Annotated in this window: 16 protein-coding genes; 8 read left to right on the top strand and 8 right to left on the bottom strand. The window is 41.7% G+C overall.

Annotation, left to right across the window (positions count from 1 at the left end; translation table 11 throughout):
- Positions 1-14: 14 nt before the first annotated feature.
- Entirely contained in the window at positions 15-1130 is a 1116-nt protein-coding gene (locus J0656_RS12120; RefSeq protein WP_288981517.1) for an endo-1,4-beta-xylanase, read from the bottom strand.
- A gap of 187 nt (positions 1131-1317) precedes the next feature.
- On the opposite strand from J0656_RS12120, the gene J0656_RS12115 reads away from it, so the two are divergent.
- The gene (locus J0656_RS12115) at positions 1318-2982 is read left to right on the top strand and encodes an SGNH/GDSL hydrolase family protein (RefSeq protein ID WP_207034163.1); all 1665 of its coding nucleotides are present in this window, start codon (positions 1318-1320) and stop codon (positions 2980-2982) included.
- A gap of 12 nt (positions 2983-2994) precedes the next feature.
- On the opposite strand, the gene J0656_RS12110 is transcribed toward J0656_RS12115, so the two are convergent.
- The 5 genes from J0656_RS12110 to J0656_RS12095 form a co-directional block, all read right to left on the bottom strand.
- The gene (locus J0656_RS12110) at positions 2995-3354 is read right to left on the bottom strand and encodes a hypothetical protein (RefSeq protein WP_207034160.1); all 360 of its coding nucleotides are present in this window, start codon (positions 3352-3354) and stop codon (positions 2995-2997) included.
- Entirely contained in the window at positions 3354-3503 is a 150-nt protein-coding gene (locus J0656_RS20175) for a DUF5989 family protein (RefSeq protein ID WP_225603766.1), read from the bottom strand. Before J0656_RS20175 ends, J0656_RS12110 begins: the two co-directional genes overlap by 1 nt.
- Positions 3504-5303 (bottom strand): carbamoyltransferase family protein, encoded by a 1800-nt coding sequence (locus J0656_RS12105; RefSeq protein ID WP_207034158.1) that lies wholly within the window; start codon positions 5301-5303, stop codon positions 3504-3506.
- A gap of 167 nt (positions 5304-5470) precedes the next feature.
- A complete protein-coding gene (locus tag J0656_RS12100) occupies positions 5471-7414 on the bottom strand; it encodes a RagB/SusD family nutrient uptake outer membrane protein (RefSeq protein ID WP_207034155.1) in 1944 nt (647 codons plus the stop codon).
- Between the two features lie 4 nt (positions 7415-7418).
- On the bottom strand, positions 7419-10490 hold the full coding sequence (locus tag J0656_RS12095; RefSeq protein WP_237688930.1) for a SusC/RagA family TonB-linked outer membrane protein: 3072 nt from the start codon (positions 10488-10490) through the stop codon (positions 7419-7421).
- Between the two features lie 350 nt (positions 10491-10840).
- Between J0656_RS12095 and J0656_RS12090 the strand changes: the two genes are divergently transcribed.
- Positions 10841-11989: a glycoside hydrolase family 43 protein gene (locus J0656_RS12090; protein WP_207034150.1), complete on the top strand. Its 1149-nt coding sequence runs from the start codon at positions 10841-10843 to the stop codon at positions 11987-11989.
- Positions 11990-12420: 431 nt separating this feature from the next.
- On the opposite strand, the gene J0656_RS12085 is transcribed toward J0656_RS12090, so the two are convergent.
- Entirely contained in the window at positions 12421-14004 is a 1584-nt protein-coding gene (locus tag J0656_RS12085) for an aldehyde dehydrogenase (NADP(+)) (RefSeq protein ID WP_207034147.1), read from the bottom strand.
- A 54-nt stretch (positions 14005-14058) separates the two neighbouring features.
- On the bottom strand, positions 14059-15252 hold the full coding sequence (locus J0656_RS12080) for a fumarylacetoacetate hydrolase family protein (protein WP_207034144.1): 1194 nt from the start codon (positions 15250-15252) through the stop codon (positions 14059-14061).
- A gap of 261 nt (positions 15253-15513) precedes the next feature.
- Between J0656_RS12080 and J0656_RS12075 the strand changes: the two genes are divergently transcribed.
- From J0656_RS12075 to J0656_RS12050, 6 genes are all read left to right on the top strand, one after another.
- A complete protein-coding gene (locus tag J0656_RS12075; RefSeq protein WP_207034141.1) occupies positions 15514-16002 on the top strand; it encodes an RNA polymerase sigma factor in 489 nt (162 codons plus the stop codon).
- Positions 16003-16126: 124 nt separating this feature from the next.
- Positions 16127-17293, top strand: a complete 1167-nt coding sequence (locus tag J0656_RS12070; RefSeq protein ID WP_207034138.1) for a FecR family protein — start codon at positions 16127-16129, stop codon at positions 17291-17293.
- Positions 17294-17561: 268 nt separating this feature from the next.
- Positions 17562-20924: a SusC/RagA family TonB-linked outer membrane protein gene (locus J0656_RS12065; protein ID WP_207034135.1), complete on the top strand. Its 3363-nt coding sequence runs from the start codon at positions 17562-17564 to the stop codon at positions 20922-20924.
- A gap of 10 nt (positions 20925-20934) precedes the next feature.
- Positions 20935-22470 (top strand): SusD/RagB family nutrient-binding outer membrane lipoprotein, encoded by a 1536-nt coding sequence (locus J0656_RS12060; protein ID WP_207034132.1) that lies wholly within the window; start codon positions 20935-20937, stop codon positions 22468-22470.
- A gap of 34 nt (positions 22471-22504) precedes the next feature.
- Positions 22505-24004: a mandelate racemase/muconate lactonizing enzyme family protein gene (locus J0656_RS12055; protein WP_207034130.1), complete on the top strand. Its 1500-nt coding sequence runs from the start codon at positions 22505-22507 to the stop codon at positions 24002-24004.
- 204 nt (positions 24005-24208) lie between these two features.
- Positions 24209-25147, top strand: coding sequence for an RraA family protein (locus J0656_RS12050; RefSeq protein WP_237688929.1), 939 nt, complete (start codon positions 24209-24211; stop codon positions 25145-25147).
- Positions 25148-25165 lie beyond the last annotated feature (18 nt).

Below are 25165 nucleotides of genomic sequence, written 5' to 3'. Positions count from 1 at the left end.
AATGTTTACTAAAGTTAGTCGTTTACTGTATCGATGACAGCATTAAATGCTTTTTTGGGCTCCATTGCCCTATCGAAAAGCAAGGTGTAATCCGTTCTTCCTCGAATGGGGAAATTATTTTTCCAAGATAGGCCATCGTGCAATCCCCAAAAGGTGACCCTTCCGATTTTATCGGCATGTTTGTTGAAAAGCTCAAAAATTGCGGCATACCGTTTTGCTAATTGAGTTTGAACCGAGTCGGGCAAACCATTGGGATATGGATTCATGGTAGGATTATTTTCAAAACTTACGGAAACATCTGCAGTAGGGGAGTTCCATGGACTGGGTAAAACTGAAATGTCAAGTTCAGTGAACATCACTTTTACGCCAGTTTCCGAATACATTTTGATGGCAGTCTCAATCTCCTCAATAGTGGGCTCTTCTAAACTCCAATGGGCTTGGATTCCAACACCGTCTATTTTAATGTTTTTGCTTTTAAGATTATTGATAATTCGAATGGCCCCATCCCTCTTTTCTGCGTTGATGAGATTATAGTCGTTATAGTATAGCTCGGCTTCCGGGTCCGCCGTATGTGCAAACCTAAATGCATTTTCTATAAAGGATTCCCCACCAATGGTATAAAATGGTGACTTCCTATAAGAACCATCCTCAGCCAAGGCTTCATTGACCACATCCCAAGCATCTATTTTGCCCTTATATTTTTCTACAATGGTGGATATGTGTTTTTTTAAGCGGCTGGTCAACTCTGCATTATTAATGGTGTCCCCTTTATCGGTTTTAAACACCCAGGGCGCCAATTGGCTGTGCCATACTAGGGTGTGACCCACCACAAACATGTCGTTTGCTTTTGCCAGTTCCACCAATTTATCGGCCTGTTCAAAATTGAAAGTGTCTTCCTTTGGATGAATGTACATCCATTTCATGTCGTTTTCCGCGGTCAACGCGTTAAATTGAGAAGTGATCAGTTTCGTTTCTTCCTGATTGCTTTGGTTTATTTGCGACCGGTTAACTGCAACGCCAATCAAGAACTTATCCTTGAAAGCTTCCTTGAGCGTTATTTTTTTTTGGGCAAAGGATTGATTTCCTACAAGTATTACTGTAGATAGAATCAAAAAGACAAGTTTGTTCACGATTAATTATTTGTTGAAATAACCACCTTTATTTGGAGGTTATAACGATTTGAACCAAAAATAATTAATAAATTAGCAAAATGCAATCGATTGCGTTAAATTATAATAGCTGTTTTGAAAAGAGTCAACATTGTTGATAGTTATTTGTTTAAATTTTTTGATCTTGAATAAATAATATCCATTGAAATTGAAGAAGAACATACTTTTTAAAATCATAGCCGCAACGCTCCCATTGATTGTCATCTTAATCATGGAACTGGTTTTAAGGATATTTGGATATGGTGAAAATTATCAACTGTTCAATCGGGTAATAGGAGAAAATGGGAAAGAATATCTTGTAGTAAACTCCGATGTGTCCAAAAAGTATTTCAAGGATACCGAATTCCAATCTGATAGTCAATCCGATTTGTTTCTCAGAAAAAAAACCGACAGTACCTTTCGGGTTTTTGTTCAAGGAGCTTCCACAGCGGTGGGCTATCCTTTTTATAAAGGTGGCTCTTTTCCTAGATTGTTAAAGCACAGACTCTCCCGAACTTTTCCTGATAAAAATATAGAAGTGGTCAATACTGCGATTACAGCGGTGAATTCCTATACACTTTGGGATGTAACGGATAAAATAATTGATCAAAAACCCGATGTAGTTATCATTTATGCGGGCCATAACGAATACTACGGAGCTCTCGGATCTGGTTCCTCGGCATCTGTTGGTAGTCATCCTGCCTTGGTCAGGGCCTATCTTAAACTCAAAGACTTTCGCTTTTTTCAATTGATAGAGAATGGGTTCAGAGGGATAATGAAGCCAAGTTCTTCAACTAATTCTTCTATTTCAGAAACTACCTTGATGGAGGTAATGGCGAAGAACCAGGAGATACCCTTCAACTCCGAGGTCTATAAAGCCGGGATTACCCAGTTTGATGAGAATCTGAAAAGAATTCTGGACAAGTATAAAAAACACGATGTTCCTGTCATACTATCTACCTTGGTCTCAAATGAAAAGGATATAGAACCATTCATCAGTGATAGTTTGGATATGGCTGGGTATAAGGAATCCATGCAGCATAAAAGTCTTGATGTTTACCGTTTGGCCCAAAAAAATGCAGATGCAGCTTACACTTTGGGCCGATACTATCTAGACCATGAAGCCGATTCCGCAAAAAAATACCTTCATTTGGCCAAGGAACTTGATTTACTTCGTTTTAGGGCTCCCGATACCATAAATGATATTATTGTTGAGAAGGCCAGTGCTTATGGTCTGCCCCTGGTAGATATGAAGAAAATATTTGAATCCAGAAGCCCTCTTGGAATTCTAGGGAATGAATTGATAACGGAGCATGTACACCCCAACGTCGAGGGCTATTTTATGATGGCGGATGCGTTTTATGAGAAAATCAAAGAACTGAGACTGCTGGAAGGTTGGGGCAACTATGTTACTTATGAAGAGGCATTTGACGATATTCCGATGACCCAAATCGATTCCATAAGAGGAAAAGTAGCGGTGGAAATCCTTAAAAAGTCGTGGCCTTATGACCTGAGTATGTCTGGAACAACGCCCGTTGGATACAGTTATGTAACACAAAACCCAACCTTCGAGGAAAAAACGGCCATTAATCTATACAGGCATCAGGAGCAATGGCAGTATGTAATGGCACAGGCATACCACAAATACAATGAGGACAGAGATTATAAAAAAGCGCTAAAAGTAGCCCAGACCCTGATTTTTGAGTTCCCCGAACAGTATAAAGTATATGAAATGGCAGGGGAGATGTGCCGTATGTTAAAGGATGATGCGTATGCTGAATATTATTTTAAGAAGAGCAACTACCTTAAAAATCTGAAAGCTTCGCAAGAGTGAACATTATAGCTTTTACCAAGGATTGTCGATATCCTTGCCCGTGTACAGGTGCTTCCGTTGAAGAAAATAGGAATTCCCGGTAGTTTTACGTCGAATCTGATTATTTCCAAACAAACGTTGCAACCCTGCTAAGGGAATCAGTATGCAATGGAAAATAATGAACATCAACACAAAATTCATCACCACGCCCAAATAATTGGAAAACCCTAACCATACTTTGGCAATAACTTTCGAAGCCCTTTGGGAAACAATACCTATGACCAAAAAAGTCATGGCTGCATATACCAACCACTCCACATGTAGCCACACTGAAAAAATAAGCGAGGCCAGTGCCAGAACAATTATGGTCTCAAAAGCTTTTTCCCTTTCCATCAAAATAAGGTATAAATAAAAGGCGCCAGAGCCGAGCTACTGGTTAAAAAAATAAGTATGCCAAAAAGCACAAATATGATGATCAAGGGTACCAACCACCATTTTTTTCGCTCCTTTAGAAACCGAAAGAATTCTTTTAAAAACTCCATTTACTTAACAATTAGATAATTTTCCAAAACCAGAACATCCATGCCTGAGTTTATAAAACAATGGTAGGCATCTTCGGGTGTGTTTACAATGGGTTCATCCTTAACATTGAAACTGGTGTTGATGAGCACTCCGGTACCTGTCAATTTTTTAAAGGTCTGCAATAGACCCCAAAATGTGGGATTGACTCCTTGTTTTACTACTTGTACCCTTGCCGAATAGTCTACGTGGGTAATGGCTGGCAAATCGGATTTTGGTATTTTGCGTTTTCCCTCTAGACTAAGCTCGTGAAAATTTTTAGGCAATGCTTTTCTGATGGATGCCTTCACAGGATTTGTGAACAACATATAATTTGATTGTTTGCCGGGCTCAAAATAGGAGTCATAATCTTCTTCACAAACTGCTGGGGCAAAGGGTCTAAAACTTTCCCTGAACTTAATTTTCATATTAAGCTTGGATTGCATTTCTGGATCTGAAGGGTCGGCGAGGATGCTCCGATTTCCCAATGCCCTTGGACCAAATTCTGTCCGTCCCCTGAACCACCCGACTACTTTTTTTTCAGCCAAATGATCCGCTACTGCGCCTAAAAGTTCCTCAGTGGATTCAAAATAATGATATGGGCATTTGTGCCTTCGCAACAGTCTCTCAATTTTTTGATGGGATGTACAGGGGCCTAGATAAGGATTGAACGGTTTCTTGAGTCCCGTAAAGTTCAAATCCTGCTTTAAATACGCCGCGGCCAAGGCAGCCCCGATGGCTCCTCCAGCATCACCTGCTGCAGGCTGCACATAAATATCTTCAAAAATCCCCTCATTATATAAAACAGAATTGGCCACACAATTGAGGGCAACACCCCCGGCCAAACACAAATAGTCCGCATCGGTTTCCTTTTTAATATGATGGGCCAGCTTCACGATAATCTCTTCCAAAACCTTTTGGGCTGCGAAGGCCAAATCTGCATGTATTTGCGTCATGGGCTCATTGGCTCCCCGTTTCTTGAATCCGAAAAGTGATTCCCACTTTTTTGGATTCACCATCCGAAGCCCAACGGGATATTCAAAATACGCTTTGTTCAGTTTGATGGAACCATCTTCCTTGATGTCCACTAATTTTTCTTTGATGATGTCGATGAAACCCTGTACTTTTTTGGATTGATGACTCCTGTAAGGGGCAAGTCCCATCATTTTGTATTCCCCTGAATTCACCTTGAACCCTAAAAAATAAGTGAAGGATGAATACAGCAAGCCTATTGAATCGGGAAAATGTAGTTCCCCAAGTACTTCGATTCCTTTGTTGCCTAAAGCCAAACCATAGGAGGTTGTGGTCCATTCACCAACCCCATCAATGGTCAAAAATGCACTTTTGGCGAAAGGAGAGGTATAAAAGGTACTGGCCGCATGGGACAGATGATGCTCCGGAAATACAATGGGAATTTTTCGGGCATGTGACCCTCCTATTTTTTTTAGACTTTTCCGAATGATTTGTTTTGTAAAAAGTTTCTCCTTCAACCAAATGGCCATGGCCATGGCAAATGATCGGAATCCTTTGGGCGCAAAGGCATAATACGTTTCCAAAAGTCGCTCAAACTTTAGGAATGGTTTGTCGTAAAAGGCGATGTAATCTAAATCCTCGAGTGCAAATCCGGATTCAGATAGACAATAGGTTATGGCTTCTTCAGGAAAGGATGCATCATTTTTTATTCTTGAAAAACGTTCTTCTTGGGCAGCATACCTTACTTCGCCATCCACAATTAGAGCTGCGGCCGAGTCGTGATAATATGCGGATATCCCAAGTACTTTCATTTAAATAAAGGTATTCATTTCAATTGGAAGAGGTTGAACTCATGATCTACCCCTGTTTTTTGTTACCATTACCATTTAAAAGAGGCCGTCCAATGGGGACAGCCTCTTTATGAATGCAACTTAAAACTAACTAACTCAAACTATTTATGAAGATTATAGTTTAATTCTTAATATCCGGGGTTTTGATAGGTGGCTTTTTCAGCATCGGTCATATCCAAATTGTCTATTTGACCTTGCGGTATGGGCCTTAAGTAATGATAAGGCTGGATTTCCCGGGAAATTGTGGCAGTAGGACTATGAACTGTGGCAGTGATGTCATCTACTATTTTGAATGAACCAGCAACTTCAATCCATTTCTGGGTACGTACTAGATCATACCATCTCACACTTTCACCAAAATACTCACGAGAACGCTCATCCAAGATATAATCAATATCAATGGTCATTGGAGTAGCTGCCATCATGGCTGCACTATTGTCTTCAATGCGCTCTTCTTGTTCACCATTATCAAAACGCCATTTGCCTGCACGGGCACGGATCACATTTATCAAATCCCTGGCACTCATTGCTCCAGATGCACCTTTTACTCGAGCTTCGGCAGCAATAAAATAGAACTCTGAAAACTTAGCTATTGGATAAGGGCGCGTATTTGGCACATTGGGCTGGCCCAGGCCTCCAGCATTATCGTCACGGTAGGTTCCTGTCTTCCATAAACCGGGATAAAATCTTCTATTGAATTCGTTCAGATTGATTACGTAATCTGCTCTTCCTGGTAATACCCCGCCACCAATATTGGCACCGTTTATGGGCTCTCCACTCTCTTCATATACCACGGCCGGATTATACTCGTCCAAAAATGAGATGACGGCATCGCCTGGAAAAATTTCTAGACCATTGGCACCGGTCAATGATGGTGTATCATTGCCTCCTTGGTCCCAATTGCCTCGATAACTGGTCGTAAAAGTACCGTCGTAACGGGAATCTATATCCTTATCGGTAAAAGTCTCGGTTAAACTGCTAACTGTAGGCGCCATTCGTGTCCATGGTCTACCAAGGCTCTGAACCGATTGCCGTTGAACGGCAGGAACACCATCAACACTTATGGTGGTATAATTGGATGTTGCCATCCAAACTGCTGTGTTGGAACTGTTGGAAGTAGTCCCCCAGCCTGTTACCGGCGCACCATTGAATTGTTCGTTTTCCGGAGTACGGTCGGCATACAACATCATCTCCATATGTCGATCGTTAGAGCCTTCGTGAACATCATAAAAATACTCCAGCAAACCGTAGGGACCAGGATTTTGTATACCATCCATGGCCAAATCGTATGCCCCTTGAAAATAAAATGAAGGATCATTTCCATCGGGATCGTTTCTTTGAGCTTCAGGATATGTTGGAATCCCTTCTGGATTTTCCAACCACCAACCATAGGTCAAATACGCCTTGGCCAAAATGAGCCTGGCCACATTTTTGGTAACTGTACCTGTCAATCTTGGATTTTCAGGCAAATCGTTGACAGCTGTAACCAAATCAGGAAAAATTGCCTTTGTATATACTTCCGGAACTGTATTACGTGTTGAGGTTCTGACAGCAGATCTATTGAATGCCAATTCCCCAGATCCTAGATCCAATGGCACACCACCATAGGTCTGTACCAATAAAAAGTAATAAAATGCTCTAAAAAACCTTACTTCGGCAACAAGGGCAGGGTCTAATCCTACGGCCTCTGCATTTTCCAAAATACCATTGGCTGTATTGATAGCAGGGAAACTCGAAAACCATACCCCAGCAGTTGCACCTTCATCTGATATGATCTGTCCTTCTCCGGATAAGTCCACGTTCTTAAAATCACCGGTTGCAGACTCTGCAAAGGTATATTCATCCGTACCTGATTCCGTGGAGTTAAAGAATCCGGGGTTCCCATAAATATCCCTCATGGTTTCATATAAGAACACCACACCGCCCTGAACACCAGTCTCGGACTGGAAAAAATCAGGGGTAAATTGTCCTCTTGGGTTCTCTTCTATAATTTCTTTTGTACATGCACTCAGCAAAAAGACAATAGAAAGAACCGTAATCACTTTAGCTTTAAAATTAATTTTCACAGTCATTTTTTTAGAAAGTTATATTTAATCCAAATAAATAATTTCGCGTAGATGGTACGTTGGTACCAATGGTCGGGATATTACCGGAAACAGTTCCATTGGTATTTATGTCTGCATTTTGCCTAACTCCGTTGTTGTCCACACCCGAATTTGTGATTTCTGGATCTAATCCCGATTCATCGTGGAAATCGGAGAATAGTACAAATGGGTTTTGTACTGTACCGTATATGTATAAATTTTTGGCTCCCATTGCCTTGATCACATCTGGGTCAAATCTATAGCCCAAGGTCATGGCTCGTACCTTTAGGTAAGAACCATCAAAATATCCCAAGGTGCTACCATATTCTGGACGGTCCCCGCCTATGCCCCCTGGTGCCGGATATTTGGCATCGGTGTTGGTTGGGGTCCAGTAGTCTACATTAAGGTTGTTTCCCCGACCATTTAGCCTCATGGTGTTACCATTAGTATTGTGTAGGGTACTTACTAATATACCTCCACTTTGAAATGCTCCCACCATACTAAGATCAAAATTCTTATAGGCAAAGCGAGTATTGAACCCTCCTCGGAAATTAGGAGTTGGGTCTATAACTACCCTGTCATCAGCATTAATTTGACGAACAGGTGAACCATCTGGATTATACTCTCCAGTATATCGAACCCGTATCATTCCTAGATTACCCCCAGGTACAAATTGTTCAAGATATTCGGCACCTTCATCATCGGCATTCCACAATCCCAATCGTTCATAATCATAGATAACGCTAAGAGGTTGGCCTACAAACCAAAGGTTACCTACATCTTCTTGTTGACCGGATGCCAATTCGACAATCTCGGTCCTGTTGGTATAGAGGTTAACACCTACATCCCAAGTAAAATCCGAAGTTTGGATTGGAGTAGCATTCAGTGCTATCTCCACCCCATTGCTCTTTGTTTTACCTACATTACTGGTTACGTTGCTTACACCAGAAGTGCTTGGTAGACCGAGGTTAAGCAGAATATTGTTAGTCTCGGTTTCATAATACTCGACCGTTCCAGAAAGGCGATTATTGAAAAGGCCAAAATCAATACCGTAATTATAGGTTTTCGAAAACTCCCATTTTAAGTTTGAGTTGGGCAATTGGGTCACCACATAACCATTTGCAAAAACATCGCCAAAATTATACGCAGGGTTGGTACCCCCACCATTTAGTCGTCCTTGAACTGAAAAAGGATCAATGGCCTGGTTGGAGGTTTCTCCATAGCCCGCTCTTAATTTTAATTGATTAATGGCATCCAAATTGTCCATAAAAGCTTCATTGGCAATGTTCCACCCTACGGATACCGCAGGATAGGTATACCACTTGTTCCCTGGCGCCAATCGTGAGGAACCGTCTGATCGTATGGTAGCGGTAAGCAGGTAACGGTTGTCATATTCATACAACACCCTTCCCATTAAAGATAACAGCCCCCATTCTGTATAACTGGTATCATAATCCAATACATCTTCCAATAGAGCTGAATCCGTATTATACCATAAATCGTTTTCATCGGGTATATTTTGGACCCGTATAAAAGAACTATCAAAATCATTTCCTTGAGCCGAAAAAAGCCCGACGAAGTTCACTTTATGCTTATCGGCAAAGGTCCTGTCGAAAATCAATTGGTTCTCAACTACATAGTCCCGCGTAAGACTAGTTCCGTAACTGGCCGAATTAGGTTGGTCAGGATTAAAACTAAAGACACCCTGACCAGTAAAATCGCCATCTCTGCTCGATCTTAGGTTAAGACCAACGTTAAGGCGGTACTTAAGGCCTTCAGCAATAAAGGGCATTTTAAGTTCAGCGTAAACGTTGTTATAGGTACCGAAGTCCAATTGTTCGTTTGCTCTTCGTTTACCAATTCGGTTGATCTCATTTCGAGTAGGGATGAATACTTGGTCTTGTCCATCCGTAAGTCTAACAGATTCCAAAAAGTTTCCATTTTCATCATAAGGACTTAAAAGAGGAGATGCGGTATACACCCCGGCTGGACCGACTATACTTTTGGTAACACTATAGTTCATTACCGAGTTTACCCCGTAACGAAATAATTTACCCACTTGTTGGTCCAGTGAAAAACGTAGGGAATACCTTTGAAAAGAATCGCCGGGAACAGGAGAGGTCTCTTTAAAATAGCCCAAACCTACATTGTAGGTGCCATTTTCAGTACCTCCTTGTACAGTGATATCGTGGGAGGTTTGCATGGATGAACCAAACAATAAATCTTGCCAATCCGTATCATTATCAACACTTTCATCATTTCCTGTAGGCGTTCCGGTGCCATTGGCAGCGGCAATCTCACGTAATTCCAATAGTTGGGCCGTATTCATTACTGGTAACTTGGCAAACACTTCCTTGGTACCATAATAAGTATTGTAAGAGAATTGTGCTTTTTGTCCCTTTTTACCTGACTTTGTTGTAATAAGGATTACCCCGTTGGCTCCCCTAGATCCATAAATTGCGGTGGCCGAGGCATCCTTTAAGATATCCAAGCTCTCAATGTCGTTTTGGTTGATGTCGCTGAGTCCCCCAGAAAAAGGGATCCCATTTAAAACAATAAGTGGATCATTTGATGCTGTAAGTGAGCGTACGCCACGAATTTGAATCTGTGGTGCAGCTCCCGGCCGTGTACTGGTGGAAGAAATATTTACACCTGCGGCCCGTCCTACAAGGGCTTGAGTGAAGTTGGCGGATTGTACTTCGTTCAATTCCTCGGCTTTAATGGACACTACCGAACCAGTTACGGACTCTTTACTTTGGGTACCATACCCAATTACCACAACTTCTGATAGTTGCTGGGTGTCTTCAGCTAATTGAACGTTAATCGTTGACCTTCCATTAACCTCAATCGTTTGCGTAACAAATCCAAGATAGCGAAACTCAAGGGTGGCATTGGAAGCCGCCTCGAGCACATAGTTCCCGTCAAAGTCTGTCGATGTTCCATTTGTTGTGTTCTGTACAAGTACACTTACCCCGGGAATAGGTGCACCCGATTCATCGGTCACTGTTCCAGATACCGAGATAATGTCCTGTGCTAGTGCAGTAGTACAAAAAATAAATAACAAAAAGCTTGTTAGATACAAATGCAAAGGCGAGGACCATTTACTGTTTGTAAAAACAAATAATGATTTTTCAGTCATGTTACTAAGTTTTGATTTTGTTTAGTTAATTAATCCAGATACGGCAAAAAAACATACCTGTAATTTTGAATGTGTTAAATATACACAATATATCGTTTAACGCAATCGGTTGCGTTAAAATTTTTTAGATTTGACATTGAAATTATTCTGAATACTCAATTAAAACAATATAAAATGCTGATATACAATACAATATATTTTTTTGAAGATATAGGCAAACGATTGTTTATTAAAAAATATGTGTATTTTTAACAATTAAAACCATTTATCATATTATGAAAAACACATTTTTTAGCCGTAAAATTCGCTTAACAAGCATTCTTTCTTCTTATTTTTTACTGATTTCTCTATTTCTTTTCACCTTTGGTTGCAAACGTGAAAAAAAAGAATCCAAAAATGTTCAAGGGAATGTTGATGTTGTTGTAGACACCATTGGAATTGCCCCTGATACGGTATATACTTTAACATCTGAACTTTATACTGCGGACCCTTCTGCACATGTTTTTGAAGGCAAGCTATATGTTTACCCGTCACATGATTTTGAATCAGGAATTCCAGAGGATGATTTGGGAAGTCATTTTAACATGGAAGATTATCATGTGTTTTCGATGGATAGTGTGGGGGGAGAGGTTACAGACCATGGACTGGCGCTACATATTGACGATGTCCCTTGGGCAGGTAGGCAAATGTGGGCTCCGGATGCCGCTAAAAAGGGGGACGAATATTTCTTATACTTTCCAGTTAAGGACAAAGAAGATGTCTTTCATATAGGTGTGGCCAAGAGTAGTGTTCCCGAAGGCCCTTTTAAGGCTATGGAGGAGCCAATAGAAGGAAGTTTTAGTATGGATCCTGCCGTTTTTGAGGATATGGATGGTTCCTATTATATGTACTTCGGGGGTATTTGGGGCGGACAGCTTCAACAATGGGACGAAAACAAGTACCTTGGTGAGGATAAATATCCGGCTGATAATGAACCGGCTTTGACCCCTAAGATTGCTAAGATGTCCGATGATATGACAAGTTTTGCTGAAGAACCTAAAGATGTCTTGGTTTTGGATAAAGATGGAGAATCGATTCTTGCCGGAGACAATGACAGAAGATTTTTCGAAGCGGCTTGGGTACACCGATATAATGATAAGTATTACCTGTCATATTCCACAGGGGATACCCATAAAATTGTTTACGCTATGGGTGACAGTCCGTATGGACCATTTACCTACAAAGGAGTAGTTCTCGATCCTGTATTGGGATGGACGAACCACCATTCTATTGTGGAATACAAAGGAAAGTGGTGGCTATTTTTTCACGACAGTTCCATGTCTGGTGGGAAAACGCACTTAAGAAGCGTAAAAATGACAGAGCTTACTTATAACCCTGATGGCTCTATACAAAGAATTAATGCATTGGTCGCTAATGAAAATTAAAAGGAAAGAAAATCACGGTCCCGTATAATTTTTCAAAAAGAAAACCCCGTTATGCCTTTTGGCTTGCCGGGGTTTATTTTTCTTAAGATGAGGTTTTGATTCCCTGTTTCTTCCATTTGTAAATTTTAGCTTCTTTTACCGTGGGTATACTACAAAACTAACATGGTACATCAAATAATAAAAGATGATTGTGTCATGATGACAGGAATTTGGTCTTATGAATGGGCATTAGATAATTCATTGATTTTTCTGACCTCTATCCATATAACAAAGACCCATTATCAATGTACCGGTCCGGACAAACCCTATTTCCTCAAGTACAGATTGCTTCCCAAGGTTGATATAGGGAAACCAGCAAGCTGTTTATCCTTTCATTCTATCTCGATGAGCCCAAAACCTCCTGAGATATGCTATGCCTTCTTTTTTTCTGGTCAGATAGGGTTTGAGGTGAACGTACCGTTCACTTTTCTCATGATACCCAACGGATTGTCGTTTTGTAATTCGGCTGGTAGCATGGATTGTGGCCAATTTTGGAAACAGACGGGACGTACCCATCGAATTATGGCCGATGTCCCCACCGAAGTGAACCTACTATCTGTGGTCGCCGGGAAGGGGCCACCGTGAAACATGGACGGACATACCTCGACACCAGTGGGAACACTGTTGAAAATGATTCGCCCCACCTTACTTTTTAAGGCATCTACCACCTTTTCATATTTTTTTATCTCCGGTTCATCACCCAATATTGTTCCGGTAAGTTGACCTTCCAAACTATGAAGGATATTGGTGAGCTCCTCCTCATCGGCACATTGTACAACCAGGGACAACGGTCCAAAGACCTCCTGGTGCATTACGGGGTTCTCCAAAAAATCCTTTCCGCTCACCGTAAGTAATTGCTGCCTGCCATAATTTGGTGGCAATTCTTTATCAAATTCCGCCACAACGGATACTTTTTCATTACTGGAGATTTCCTTTCGTCCCTTTTCATAGTTTTCATGGATGTTCGGATGCAACATGCTCGATGGATCCAAAAGCGACAGTTGTTCGCCCAATGTGGAAACAAAATTGTCCAAAGCCTTTCCTTTAAGCCCAATCAACAGGCCGGGATTGGTGCAGAATTGGCCAGACCCCAACGTAATGGAGCCGGCATATTGGGAGGCCCAATGATCCTTTTTGTCTTCCAAGGCAGAGGGAAGCACAATAACAGGGTTCACACTCCCCATTTCTGCGAAAACGGGTATGGGTTCCTCCCGTTGTGTACCCAAATTATAAAGTGCCGTTCCTCCACGGATACTTCCCGTAAAACCTACGCCCTTTACTTTTGGGTGGGTGACCAATCTTTCTCCAACTTCGATCCCACTGCTGTTCAAGTTTGAAAAAACCCCGTCGGGCATTCCTGTTCTTTTTGCGGCCTTTATAATTGCCGACGCAACAAGTTCACCGGTTCCCGCATGCATGGGATGGCTCTTTACGATGACAGGACACCCCGCAGCCAGGGCACTTGCCGTATCACCGCCGGCAGTAGAAAATGCAAAAGGAAAATTACTGGACCCAAAAACCACTATAGGGCCTATCGGGACCAACATTTTTCGTATGTCTTCTTTAGGAATAGGTGTGCGTTCGGGAATTGCGGTATCTATGGTCGCATCGGTCCACGAACCTTCTTCCAGCAATGTGGCAAATGCATTGAGCTGTCCCATGGTACGGCCTCGTTCTCCCAAGGCACGGCCTTCGGGAAGCCCGGATTCCTGCGTATAGGTCTTGATCAACTCATCGCCCAAATTCTCAATTTCTTTGGCTATGGCCCTTAGAAAACCTGCTTTTTTAACACCGGAAAATTGTTTGTACTCCTGAAATGCCTGCTCCGCCAGATGAACTGCTTCGTCAATTTCTGTAGAGGAGGCTTCATAAAAGGTCCAAGCCGTATTTTGGTTGCTTTTTGGATCAAAGGTATGGAAGGTTCTTTCGCCATTCGCCGATACTTTTGAACCGATATAGTTTTTGCCTGATATCATTTTTTTATTTTTTTCTCTTATTGATTAGTAAAGGGTATTTCAACATACGTTGCATTAGTTCTTTTTTTGTAACCGTTTTAAGGAGTAGTCCACAAAAGCATTGATTCCGAAATTCCAATTGGGAATTTTATCTGCCGAGTTGACCCAATTCACCAGCATTCCCAGTTTAGGGGATTCAATAATCACCCTGTCCTGTGGTTTATGGGTGAATCCCATATCTTTTTCATTTCTATCCAACGTTGGAGCGAACATGGTTCCACAAAAAAGAATGAACCCATCGGGATATTGATGGTTTTCATTGATCACTTGTTTTACCAATTCTTCAGGTGACCTGCTTATTTCTCCCATGTCACTCGCATCCTTTAACTCAAAACCATCGGTACCGGTAATCGTTAAGGATACCTTGGCACTTTTTACATCGTCCAACGAAAAAGAATCATCGAACATTCTAAACAAGGGACCAACGGCACAAGATCCATTTTGATCCTTTGCTTCTCCCAATAATAAGGCACTTCTGCCCTCATAATCCCGTAAATTCACATCATTGCCCAAAGTGGCCCCCACGATTTTGCCGGAATTGGTGACCACCAACACTATTTCAGGTTCTGGGTTGTTCCATTTGGAATCGCTGAGTACCCCTACCTCCGCACCAAATCCCACCGATGAAAAAGGTTGGCTTTTAGTGAACACTTCTGCATTGGGCCCAATACCAACTTCCAAGTACTGGGACCAAATCCCCCTTTTCTTTAATTCCTCTTTTAAACTAACGGCCTGCGGCGATCCCGGTACTATGTTGTTCAGGCTTTCGCCGATGATGGAGGTAATCTCGTCCCTTAGTTGTATGGCCAATTGAGGTTCTCCTTTTGCCCGCTCCTCAATTACTCTTTCCAATAAGCTTTTTATAAAAGTTACCCCGCATGCCTTTACGGCTTGGGTGTCGTTAGGGGAGAGGAAAAATGGCTTGGCATCATTTTTTTGATGATAAAATGAATTTTCCAAAATTTCTTCAAGAGTTCCCACTTTTGTAATATTTGGATCTTTTACGTTCAATATTTCTTTGTAGTTGTCCGAATTGATGAGCTCTCCCGTAGATTTGAAATAATATGATAAATCATATACCCATTCTTTATGTACCCAAATTACATGGGGCCCTTCAATATTGTTATAGGCTCTTTCAGGTGGTATGTGGCATCTTCCTACCCAAATGCCTTCACTTGTAATGGTACGGTTCATCAACAGGTCTTTCATGGTAAAATTTTGATTTTAATTACATTCACTTATAAATTTTGCCTCTTCAGTTTGAGCAACTACGATAGTACTCGAGTGCGAAAATGGCAATACGATGTTTTTTATTTGTAATTATCACATTTTTTTTGCACAAATAGCAACAATTTGATAAATTGCTATTGTTTAAAGTGTAAAATATACAATTAATTATAATGTATTCAAATTTCTTTTTTCTACTATAATCAGTAAGCTTTATTAACCAAGTTCATAATAATTACAGAAATGATAAACACTAAAAATTTGGAAGAAATGTTTCTTGAGCATTACCAAGAATGGTGTTTGTTATCTTATAGTTATGTGCAAGATTTGGATGATGCAAAAGATGTGGTACAAACAGTTTTCACCAAGCTATTACAGAAAAATGAGTATACAACCATTGAGAATTTTAAGCCCTACATCAATACTGCTGTACGAAATGAAAGTTTAAAAAAAATTAAAAATTCTCAACGAACTTTCGATATGTCCCATTCCACTACTTATGTACCTTCCTATGAGAATGAGTGGATTCAGTCAGAGGTTTCTGAAACAATTTTTAAAGAGCTGGAATCCTTGCCAGCACAAAATAGAAAGGTATTTGAGCTCTGTGTTATGGAAGGAATCAAGTATGAAGGTGCAGCAGAAATCATGGGCATTACAGTCAATACAGTAAAGTACCACTTGAAAAAGTCTTTTAAGATACTTCGCTTAAATTTGAGAAATATCCATTTTTAGACAGCTTAAAATGGAATATTTATAAAAAATTATATAAAAATATAAGATTTTCACTACCCGTTTTTCAATTTTTTAGGTCTTATAAGTAGATGATATGTTATCATCGCTATAAACAAAGACCAAATTGATCGTAGAAATTATCCTTAAAAAATTAAAAGGGCCCATAAGCGAAGAAGAAGAAATTCTATTTGAAAAATGGTTGTCTGAAGATGATGAAAATTTTTTGACCTTTCAAAGGCTCAAAAAATTGCAGGATAATAAATTGAAAGAACTGCAAAATATACATCATCTTGATTCACAAGAAGCTTGGGGAACAATTCAACATGGACTTCATACAAATAAATCGAACAAGCGTTTAACAACTTCTTATTCAAGGTTTATGCGTTATGCAGCAGTTTTTGTTGGTGTTGTGGCGTTATCTCTTTTCTATAAGTCATTTTATATGGAGAAATTGGTAGAGGTGGAGCATGATCCAACAGCTATTACGTTGGAACTGGGGAATGGGGAAACCCGGATTCTGTCCCAGTCGGGTTCTACCGCGATTGTAACAAGGGATGGCAATGTGCTCGGCACTAAAGCTGAAAATATGGTGGACTATTCACAAAGTGATATTGACGCAGTTGACAACGATTTGGTTTACAATACGCTACATATCCCAAATGGAAAGACATTCAAAATTGTTTTGTCTGATGGAACCACTGTTAATCTTAATGCAGGTTCCACCTTAACATATCCTATAAAGTTTGTTCCGGGACAGCAGAGAAAAGTAACATTGATCGGAGAAGCATTCTTCCATGTGAAGAAAAATGAGAACAGTCCATTTATAGTCACTTCGCAATCATTGGATATACGTGTATTAGGAACCCAGTTCAATGTCACTTCCTACCCCGAGGATACCAACCAAAAGACGGTGCTGGTTGAAGGATCCGTTAGACTTTATGAATCGGGTACGAGCTATAGTGAGGACGATTCCACATTGCTTACACCTGGAGATATGGCTTCTTGGGAATCTGCCCATAAAGAAATGAGCGTGCAAAAGGTCGATACCGAACTGTATACCAGTTGGATGAAAGGGAAATTAGTTCTTAGGGGCATGAAATTTAAGGATATGATAAAAAAATTGGAAAGGCACTACGGGGTGTCCATACAGAACAAGAACATGGACTTGGAAGACAGGGTGTTCACTGCCACTTTTGATGTGGAAACCATTGAAGAAGTACTGAACACGTTCGTGTCCGAAACATACTTTGATTACCTAATTGAAGATGATCAAATAACCATTTTAAAATAAACAACCAAAAACCAGTTTTACGCCTATGAAATAAATGCAAAAAAAAAATCGGGAGATGCTGCAACACCTTCCCGATTGAGATTATTAACTCAAAAAATAAGTTAACTAAAAACATTACAAAGGTATGAAAAATTACATCAAGAGCACTCTGCCTTGTTTAACAAACAACTTGTCGCTGACGGTGAAACTAACTGCACTTTTCTTGATAGTTTCCTTTTTTTCGACACATGCAAATTCCTACTCCCAAAATACCAAACTCAGTTTGGACATGAAAAATGTAGAAATTATGCAAGTGTTCGAACAGATTGAATCTGTTTCAGAATTCAAGTTCTTTTATGACAACAAAAAAGTAAATGCTCACAGAAAGGTCTCTATCAATGTAGACCAAAAATTGATCACTGAAATACTGGACCAACTTTTCCAGGGAACTAACGTTTCTTATCTTTTTAACAAACAACAAATTATTTTAAAGACTAGAAACGAAATCGATGTAGCCCCGACCGAATTAAATCTTTCCCCATCTCCTGATGATGACTTCCAAACCACACTTTCAGGTGTAATTACGGACTCCAATGGTGTACCCATACCCGGGGCATCCGTGATAGAAAAGGGCACGACCAATGGTGTTGCCGCGAACTTTGACGGGGTTTATCAGATAACTGTTCAGAATACCAATGCCGTTTTGATAGTCAGTTCCATCGGGTTTACAAGAAAAGAAGTCCCGGTTGGTGGATCCACTACCCTTGATATAGTATTGCAAGAAGATACCCAGAACTTGAACGAGGTTGTGGTAACTGCTTTGGGGATTAAACAAGAAACCAAGAAATTGGGATATTCCATTGCCCAGGTAGATGCTGAAGAGGTCAATGTGAACAGGTCTTCCAACTTTATGAACACCCTTCAGGGCAAGGTAGCAGGCGTCAATATATCCTCATTGAGTTCAGGGCCAGGTGGATCATCAAAGGTTAGGATCAGGGGTCAATCCTCAATTTCGGGCACCAATAATCCCCTAATAGTGGTAAATGGTGTGCCAATAGACAATACTTCCTTCGGTACAAGTCCGGGAAGTACCAGTACAGAAGTGGGCACCAATAGTGATGGGGTCTATTCTGATGGAGGCGATGGTTTTTCCAGTATCAATCCAGACGACATAGAAAGCATGACCATCTTAAAGGGGGCCACTGGTGCAGCACTGTATGGATCTAGGGCAAAGGATGGTGTTATCATGATCACCACGAAGTCACGTGGTCGTCAACAAGGAATAGGAGTAACCTATAATCTTAACATAACTGACCATACTCCTTTGGATTTTACAGACTATCAGTATGAGTATGGGCAAGGAGAGAACGGAGTGAGGCCTACATCGGCCAACCCAACCTCCGGACAATGGTCTTTCGGGGAACGTTTTCAACCGGGAATGACACAGGTTCTTTTTGATGGTGTTGAGGTTCCTTATGTTCCGGTTTACGACAGAATCAAGAAGTTTTATAGAAGTGGTCTCGACATCACCAATTCCGTATCCATTTCGAGCGGATCCGAAAAAGGAGGGTTCAACCTTTCACTTTCCAATCTAGGCAGTAAAGGCATCACTCCCAATAACGAGTTCAACAGGAAAACGGTAAACTTTGGGGCAAATTATGATCTATCCGACAGGCTTAGCGTTGAGGCACACGTCAACTATTCCTATGAGAAAAACATAAACCCACCCAACGTTGGCCAACAGGACAATACTATTCCCGTGGCCCTTTATAACATGGCCAATTCCATGCCTTTTGATTTATTGGAGGAGAAAAAGCTTGATGAGAATGGGAACGAATTTGTATACAGCAGGTTCAGAAACCGTACCAATCCATATTTTACGCTTTCCGAACAGTTCAACGAAATACGGAGAGATAGAATATTCGGTAATGTTGTAGCCCGCTATAAAATTCTTTCTTGGCTTACAGGACAGATAAGGGTAGGTCAGGACTATTGGTCGCGTTCCCAACAGTTCAATGGGTTTCCGACCGGACAAGCCTCAAGGCCTGCAGCACCGGAACCCTTCTTCAATGGAACCTTTACCCAAACCGCAAGAAGCTACCGGGAAACCAACGTCGACTTCCTGCTTTCAGGAAATGTTGATGTAAGTGAAGATTTTGGGGTCTCATACAATTTGGGAGGCAACCAGATGAGAAGAAGACAAGATTTAAATAGGGCTGATGTGACCGATTTTGTGATCCGTGATCTGTACACTGTACAAAACGGTAGGGTGAAGGATCCAACCTATTCCATGTCCGAGCGAGGCATCAACTCCTTGTATGGAGCAGTTGACCTATCTTATCAAGATACCTATTTTTTAAGTGGTACTGCCCGTAACGATTGGTTTTCAACACTTTCTGAAGCAAATAGAAGTATCCTTTATCCATCTGTTTCCGGTAGTGTCCTCTTTTCAAACTGGGTCGGTGATGACGCAGAATGGTTGACGCTTGGTAAGTTCAGGGCCGCCTATGCCGAAGTGGGCAGCGATACGGACGTAAATCCTTATTCTGACGCACTATTTTATGATATCAACGCCAACTTCTTCCCAGGACCGGATGGATCACCCAAGCCAGTTGCTGGCGCCAATACATCCATATTGCCCAATCCCAATCTTCGTCCAATGAGGGTGAAGGAAACAGAACTAGGTGTCGATCTAAGAATGTTCGATAACCGGGTCGGATTGGATTTGGCCGTATACCGTAAGACCACAATAGATCAGATCATACCCGCTCAGATTTCCAATTCTTCAGGATTTATAAGTCAGTTGATCAACAGTGGTGAAAGTAGAAGTGACGGTATTGAAATGTTATTGAATTTGACACCCATTCGTAATGATGATCTAAGATGGGATTTTAATTTCAATGCGTCCTACAATAAAACCAAAGTAATCAGCCTGCTTAGCGATGAGGAGGGAGAGAGTATTTTGGTAGGTAACCATGTATTCAACGGTTATCTCTACCAAGTGGTAGGTAAGGAAATCGGTCAATTGGCCGGATTCGGATACAAGTTCGACGAGCAAGGAAGGCAAGTATTTGCCGATGACGGGAGACCTTTAAGGTCAGATGACATCAAATTTTTTGGCAGTGCATTGCCCAGATGGGTTGGAGGTATTACAAATACCGTACGTTACAAGGATTTCAATTTCTCCTTTTTGATTGATTTCAAATTGGGCGGTAAGATGATTTCCGGTACCAACTTCAATGCCGTTAGACATGGTCTCCATAAAATGACCCTTCCTGGTAGGGATACAGGGGTTATTGGTGATGGTGTAAACCAAGCGGGACAACCGAATACTGTTGCAACAGAGTCACAAACCTATTGGGAAGTTGTGCGATCACAGCAATTGATAGAGCCCATTGTGTACAATTCTGGATTCTGGAAATTGAGGCAGATTACCGTAGGGTATGATTTCCAAAAGCTCATTCCAGAGGACTCCTTTGTACAAGGGGTTACCCTGAGCTTGGTCGCAAACAATGTGGCGATACTTAAAAAATGGGTCCCAAATATTGATCCCGACTCCTTTGCGTATAGTTCGGACAACGTTTCTGGACTGGAATCTACAGGTGTACCGACCACGAGAAGTATCGGATTTAACCTAAACGTCAAATTCTAAATAAGACATCATGAAAAATATAGGGAATAGAATCATAATCTTTGTAATCCTCATAGGTCTATTGGGATGCGAAGAGAATTTTGATGAACTCAATACCAACACTGTAGACCCAACAAGTGAAAGTATAGACCCAGTGTTCTTATTGAACAATGCAATAGTCGGGCTTTCCTTCCCAAGTGGTACCAATATCTACTACGATGAAGCGATTGTACAGCAAATTGTTACACCCAATTCGGGATTTGTGGCCGGAGCCAACTATAATCAGGATAACCGTAACAATACCGGTAACCAGTGGGATGCATATTATCAAAATGTCATAAAACATACCAGTGACGTTATTCTTCAGCTTAACACTGAAGAATCGGACCGTTCCAATTTATTACAGATGGCCCGTATCTTGGAAGCCTATGCTTTCATGGTATTGACTGATGAATACGGGGAAATCCCCTATTTTGAAGCAGGTAAGGGCTTGTCCGAGCAGGTGGTACTGCCAAGCTATGATCCCCAGGAACAGATTTATCCGGATTTGATCAATGAATTGATAGAGGCAAGGGACGCGTTGAGCGATTCAGCTCCTGCCGAGAGTGGAGAAGCCATGTATGCAGGAGATTTGGACCAGTGGAGAAAATTGGCCAATTCCCTCTTGGTCAGGATGGGTATGCGACTTTCAAATGTAGATCCCACTTTGGCTGAACAGACCGTTCAAAGTGGTTTTAACGGAGGGGTTATGGAGTCCAATGAAGACAACTTTGTGGTCAGGCACGATAACAATTTCACCAACCCATACAGTTTTACCTTTAATGGAACGGAAGCCAACAACTTCTATTTGACAGATGTATTCGTGGATTACTTATATAATAACGATGATCCAAGGTTGGCTTCGTTGGCAATCAGATATGTGGGCGCTGCATCGGGACCGGACCAAGTAGAGGCAATTGCCTCAAAGGATCCTGATGATCAAATAGGTATGCCCATGGGGTATGACAACAGTACCATTGGCACTGTTGCGACCAATGAAGGACTTGCCAGTTTCTATGACTTTTCACAAGTAGATAGGTTTACTTACGGTGCCCAGTCGTCGCCAATGTTTCTCTGTACTTATGGACAGACTCAATTATTGTTGGCAGAAGCGGCCATAAATGGTTGGGTAACGGGCGACCCGTCCGAGTATTACGAAAATGGAATACGCGGGCATATGGAGCAGGTAGCGGCCTATGGTGAAAGTGTGGCCATTGCTGGAACTGATATTGATTCTTATATAGCTGCCAACCCCTTGAATCTGACCAATGCCGTTGAGGAGATCAATACACAATACTGGGTGGCTTCCTTTTTGAACGGACCGGAGTTGTTCGCCAATTTTAGAAGGTCCGGGTATCCAGATTTGACACCCAACCCATATCCTGCCCAGGACATCACTGGTGATTTCATTAATAGGTTGACTTATCCTCCTGCCGAGATAGCCGTAAATCAGGCTAACCTTCAAGAAGCGGTTTCCAGAATGGGACCCGATAACTTGGATACGAAGGTTTGGTGGGATGTGGATTAATTAGAAACCGATATTATCAAAAAGACATAAAAGAATGAGATCAGTATTAAAACAAATCATAGCCAAGAACAAGCAAGAAGAAAGAGACCTTCGGTTGGCGAGGCAGGCAGAAATTGAGAACCCAAAAACCGCGGATGACAGAAGAAGCTTTCTGAAAAAAACCGCATTGGGGGGCATTGCAATGACCGGTATGATGGGACTGGGCATCGAAGATACCATAGCACAGACCACCTCCAAGGTCAGCCGTATGTCCGCCCCTTCGGAACTCAAGATTACCGATATGCGGTATGCCCTCACAAATGTGATGGGCGGTACGGCCATAATCAAGATAGAGACCAATCAAGGAATCTATGGTCTTGGTGAGGTAAGGGACGCCGCAGACGTACGTTATGCACTATTCCTTAAAAGTAGGATTTTGGGTAAAAACCCCTGTAATGTCGAAAAGATATTCAAGAGTATAAAACAATTTGGGGGGCCTGCGAGGCAAGCTGGCGGGGTCTGTGCGGTGGAAATGGCACTCTGGGATATTTGTGGCAAGGCCTACAATGTACCCGCTTGGCAGTTGCTGGGGGGAAGATACAGGGACAAGGTAAGGCTCTATGCCGATACCCCCGAAGCTTCATCTCCTGAAGAGCAAAAGCGATTGATAGATTTCAGGGTAAATGAACAGGGATACACTTGGCTCAAAATGGATGTTTCCATTGGGGAACTCAGGGGCAAGCCTGGAACAGTGGTAAACGGAAAGTTCTGGGAAAACGATAAAGGCGTCTTGGCCCAATGGGGCGATCGTCGCAATATGATGTCCTATGGAAATACCATGCATCCTTTTACCCAAATACAGATTACGGAAAAAGGACTTGAAGTATTGCAGCAAGTAGTGGAAGATGTTCGGAACATGGTAGGTTATGAAATTCCCATTTCCACGGATCACTATGGACACTTTGACCTCAACAACGGAATACGTCTGGCAAAGGCCCTTGATAAATACAGGTTGGCCTGGTTCGAGGATATGGTGCCATGGCAGTACAATGAGCAATGGAAAATCATTACCGAGGCCATTGAGACACCCACGACCACGGGCGAGGATATTTATCTGCTAAAGGACTTTATGCCCCTTATTCAGAATAGGGCGGTAGATATTGTACATCCGGATTTGGCCTCTTCGGGAGGTCTGTTGGAGACAAAGAGGATCGGAGATTATGCCGAGGAATTTGGTATTGCCATGGCCATGCACCAAGCAGGCACCCCTGTTTCCTTCATGGCCAATGTGCATTGTGCGGCTGCGACCCAAAACTTTTTGGCCCTTGAACATCACTCGGTGGATGTGCCATGGTGGGAAAGTCTGGTAAAAACGGTTGGAGGTTTTAAGATGATCGATAAAGGTTTTGCCACCGTTCCACTTACCGCACCAGGTTTGGGGATAGAGTTGGATGAAGAAGTGGTGAAGGCGCATTTGCATCAATCGGATAAAACATTCTTTAAATCTACCGAGGAATGGAACGAGCTTCGTTCCCACGATAGAACTTATAGTTAAAAGGTGGTAACATTCTGCTGAATAAGGATGTACCAATAGATTATCATTGACCCTGTACGTAGGGACAAGTTTTGAGTTAGTTTGATTTAGTTTGAGTTTGATGGGAGAACTCCCGTATTAACGGGGGTTTCCTGTCCAACTTAACACAGTGGGGACTTAGTGAAGAACAGTCCCTTTTTAAAGGAAAATTAAAGAATATAGAAAATGAGAAATTTAAGGATGGTATTGGGGCTAAGTTGCTTTCTTACTTTTTTTTATGCCAAACCGCAAGGAGTTACAGCTTCACCAGAATACATTATAGAACTGACCTCCAACTGGACCGGAGAGCGTTTTGAGGACGGGAGGCCAAAAGTTTCCGATGCCTTATTGCAAAGAATGAAAAATATTCAAATAGAAGAGGCCTGGGGCTTTTTAAGAAGAAAGGGATATAACAACCAATATGAAGGTGAATGGGAAATAATCCATCCAGAGAGAGCCATGACCGGTAGGGTGGTAACGGCACAATATATGCCACTTAGGCCAGACTATCAGCAATTGGTGAAACTTAAAGGTGCACAGGAGAAACGGGATACCATTGGAGGAAGCAATTCATGGCCCATTCAACAATTAGTGCCTGGAGATGTCTACGTGGCAGATGGCTATGGAAGAATTATCGATGGCACCCTGATCGGGTCCAATTTAGGAAATGCCATTTATACCAATTCCAAAAACGGGGTAATTTTTGACGGTGGCGTAAGGGATGTCGCAGGCCTTTTGGATATTGAGGGATTCAATGGCTGGCACAAAGGCGCGGACCCTTCTTATCTGCAGGAGGAAATGTTGACCAGTATTAACATGCCCATCCGAATTGGTAGGGCAACCGTATTACCCGGCGATGTGGTTTTGGCGAACCAACATGGCACCGTTTTTATTCCTTCCCATTTAGCTTCGGAATTGGTACTGTCTTCTGAAATCGTAGGTCTGCGCGATCTTTTTGGATTCCAAAGATTACGGGAAAAAAAATACACCGCAGGACAGATAGACACAAGATGGACGGAAGAGATCAATGCAGATTTCGAAAACTGGCTAAAGGAATATCCAGATAGCAAATTGCCCATGACCAGAAAAGAACTTAATGATTATATGGCATCTAAAAAACAATAGATACCTGCCCGCATAAAA

It is taken from the genome of Flagellimonas aurea, from assembly GCF_017313785.1.
GTDB lineage: Bacteria > Bacteroidota > Bacteroidia > Flavobacteriales > Flavobacteriaceae > Flagellimonas > Flagellimonas aurea.
This window is presented reverse-complemented; position numbering and strand designations above follow the sequence as displayed.

What these genes read in the sequence shown, in the direction of transcription:
- J0656_RS12110 (WP_207034160.1), bottom strand. Translation starts at nt 3,354, where the DNA reads ATGGAAAGGGAAAAAGCTTTTGAGACCATAATTGTTCTGGCACTGGCC.
- J0656_RS20175 (WP_225603766.1), bottom strand. Translation starts at nt 3,503, where the DNA reads ATGGAGTTTTTAAAAGAATTCTTTCGGTTTCTAAAGGAGCGAAAAAAA.
- J0656_RS12105 (WP_207034158.1), bottom strand. Translation starts at nt 5,303, where the DNA reads ATGAAAGTACTTGGGATATCCGCATATTATCACGACTCGGCCGCAGCT.
- J0656_RS12100 (WP_207034155.1), bottom strand. Translation starts at nt 7,414, where the DNA reads ATGACTGTGAAAATTAATTTTAAAGCTAAAGTGATTACGGTTCTTTCT.
- J0656_RS12090 (WP_207034150.1), top strand. Translation starts at nt 10,841, where the DNA reads ATGAAAAACACATTTTTTAGCCGTAAAATTCGCTTAACAAGCATTCTT.
- J0656_RS12085 (WP_207034147.1), bottom strand. Translation starts at nt 14,004, where the DNA reads ATGATATCAGGCAAAAACTATATCGGTTCAAAAGTATCGGCGAATGGC.
- J0656_RS12080 (WP_207034144.1), bottom strand. Translation starts at nt 15,252, where the DNA reads ATGAAAGACCTGTTGATGAACCGTACCATTACAAGTGAAGGCATTTGG.
- J0656_RS12075 (WP_207034141.1), top strand. Translation starts at nt 15,514, where the DNA reads ATGATAAACACTAAAAATTTGGAAGAAATGTTTCTTGAGCATTACCAA.
- J0656_RS12065 (WP_207034135.1), top strand. Translation starts at nt 17,562, where the DNA reads ATGAAAAATGTAGAAATTATGCAAGTGTTCGAACAGATTGAATCTGTT.
- J0656_RS12060 (WP_207034132.1), top strand. Translation starts at nt 20,935, where the DNA reads ATGAAAAATATAGGGAATAGAATCATAATCTTTGTAATCCTCATAGGT.
- J0656_RS12055 (WP_207034130.1), top strand. Translation starts at nt 22,505, where the DNA reads ATGAGATCAGTATTAAAACAAATCATAGCCAAGAACAAGCAAGAAGAA.
- J0656_RS12050 (WP_237688929.1), top strand. Translation starts at nt 24,209, where the DNA reads ATGAGAAATTTAAGGATGGTATTGGGGCTAAGTTGCTTTCTTACTTTT.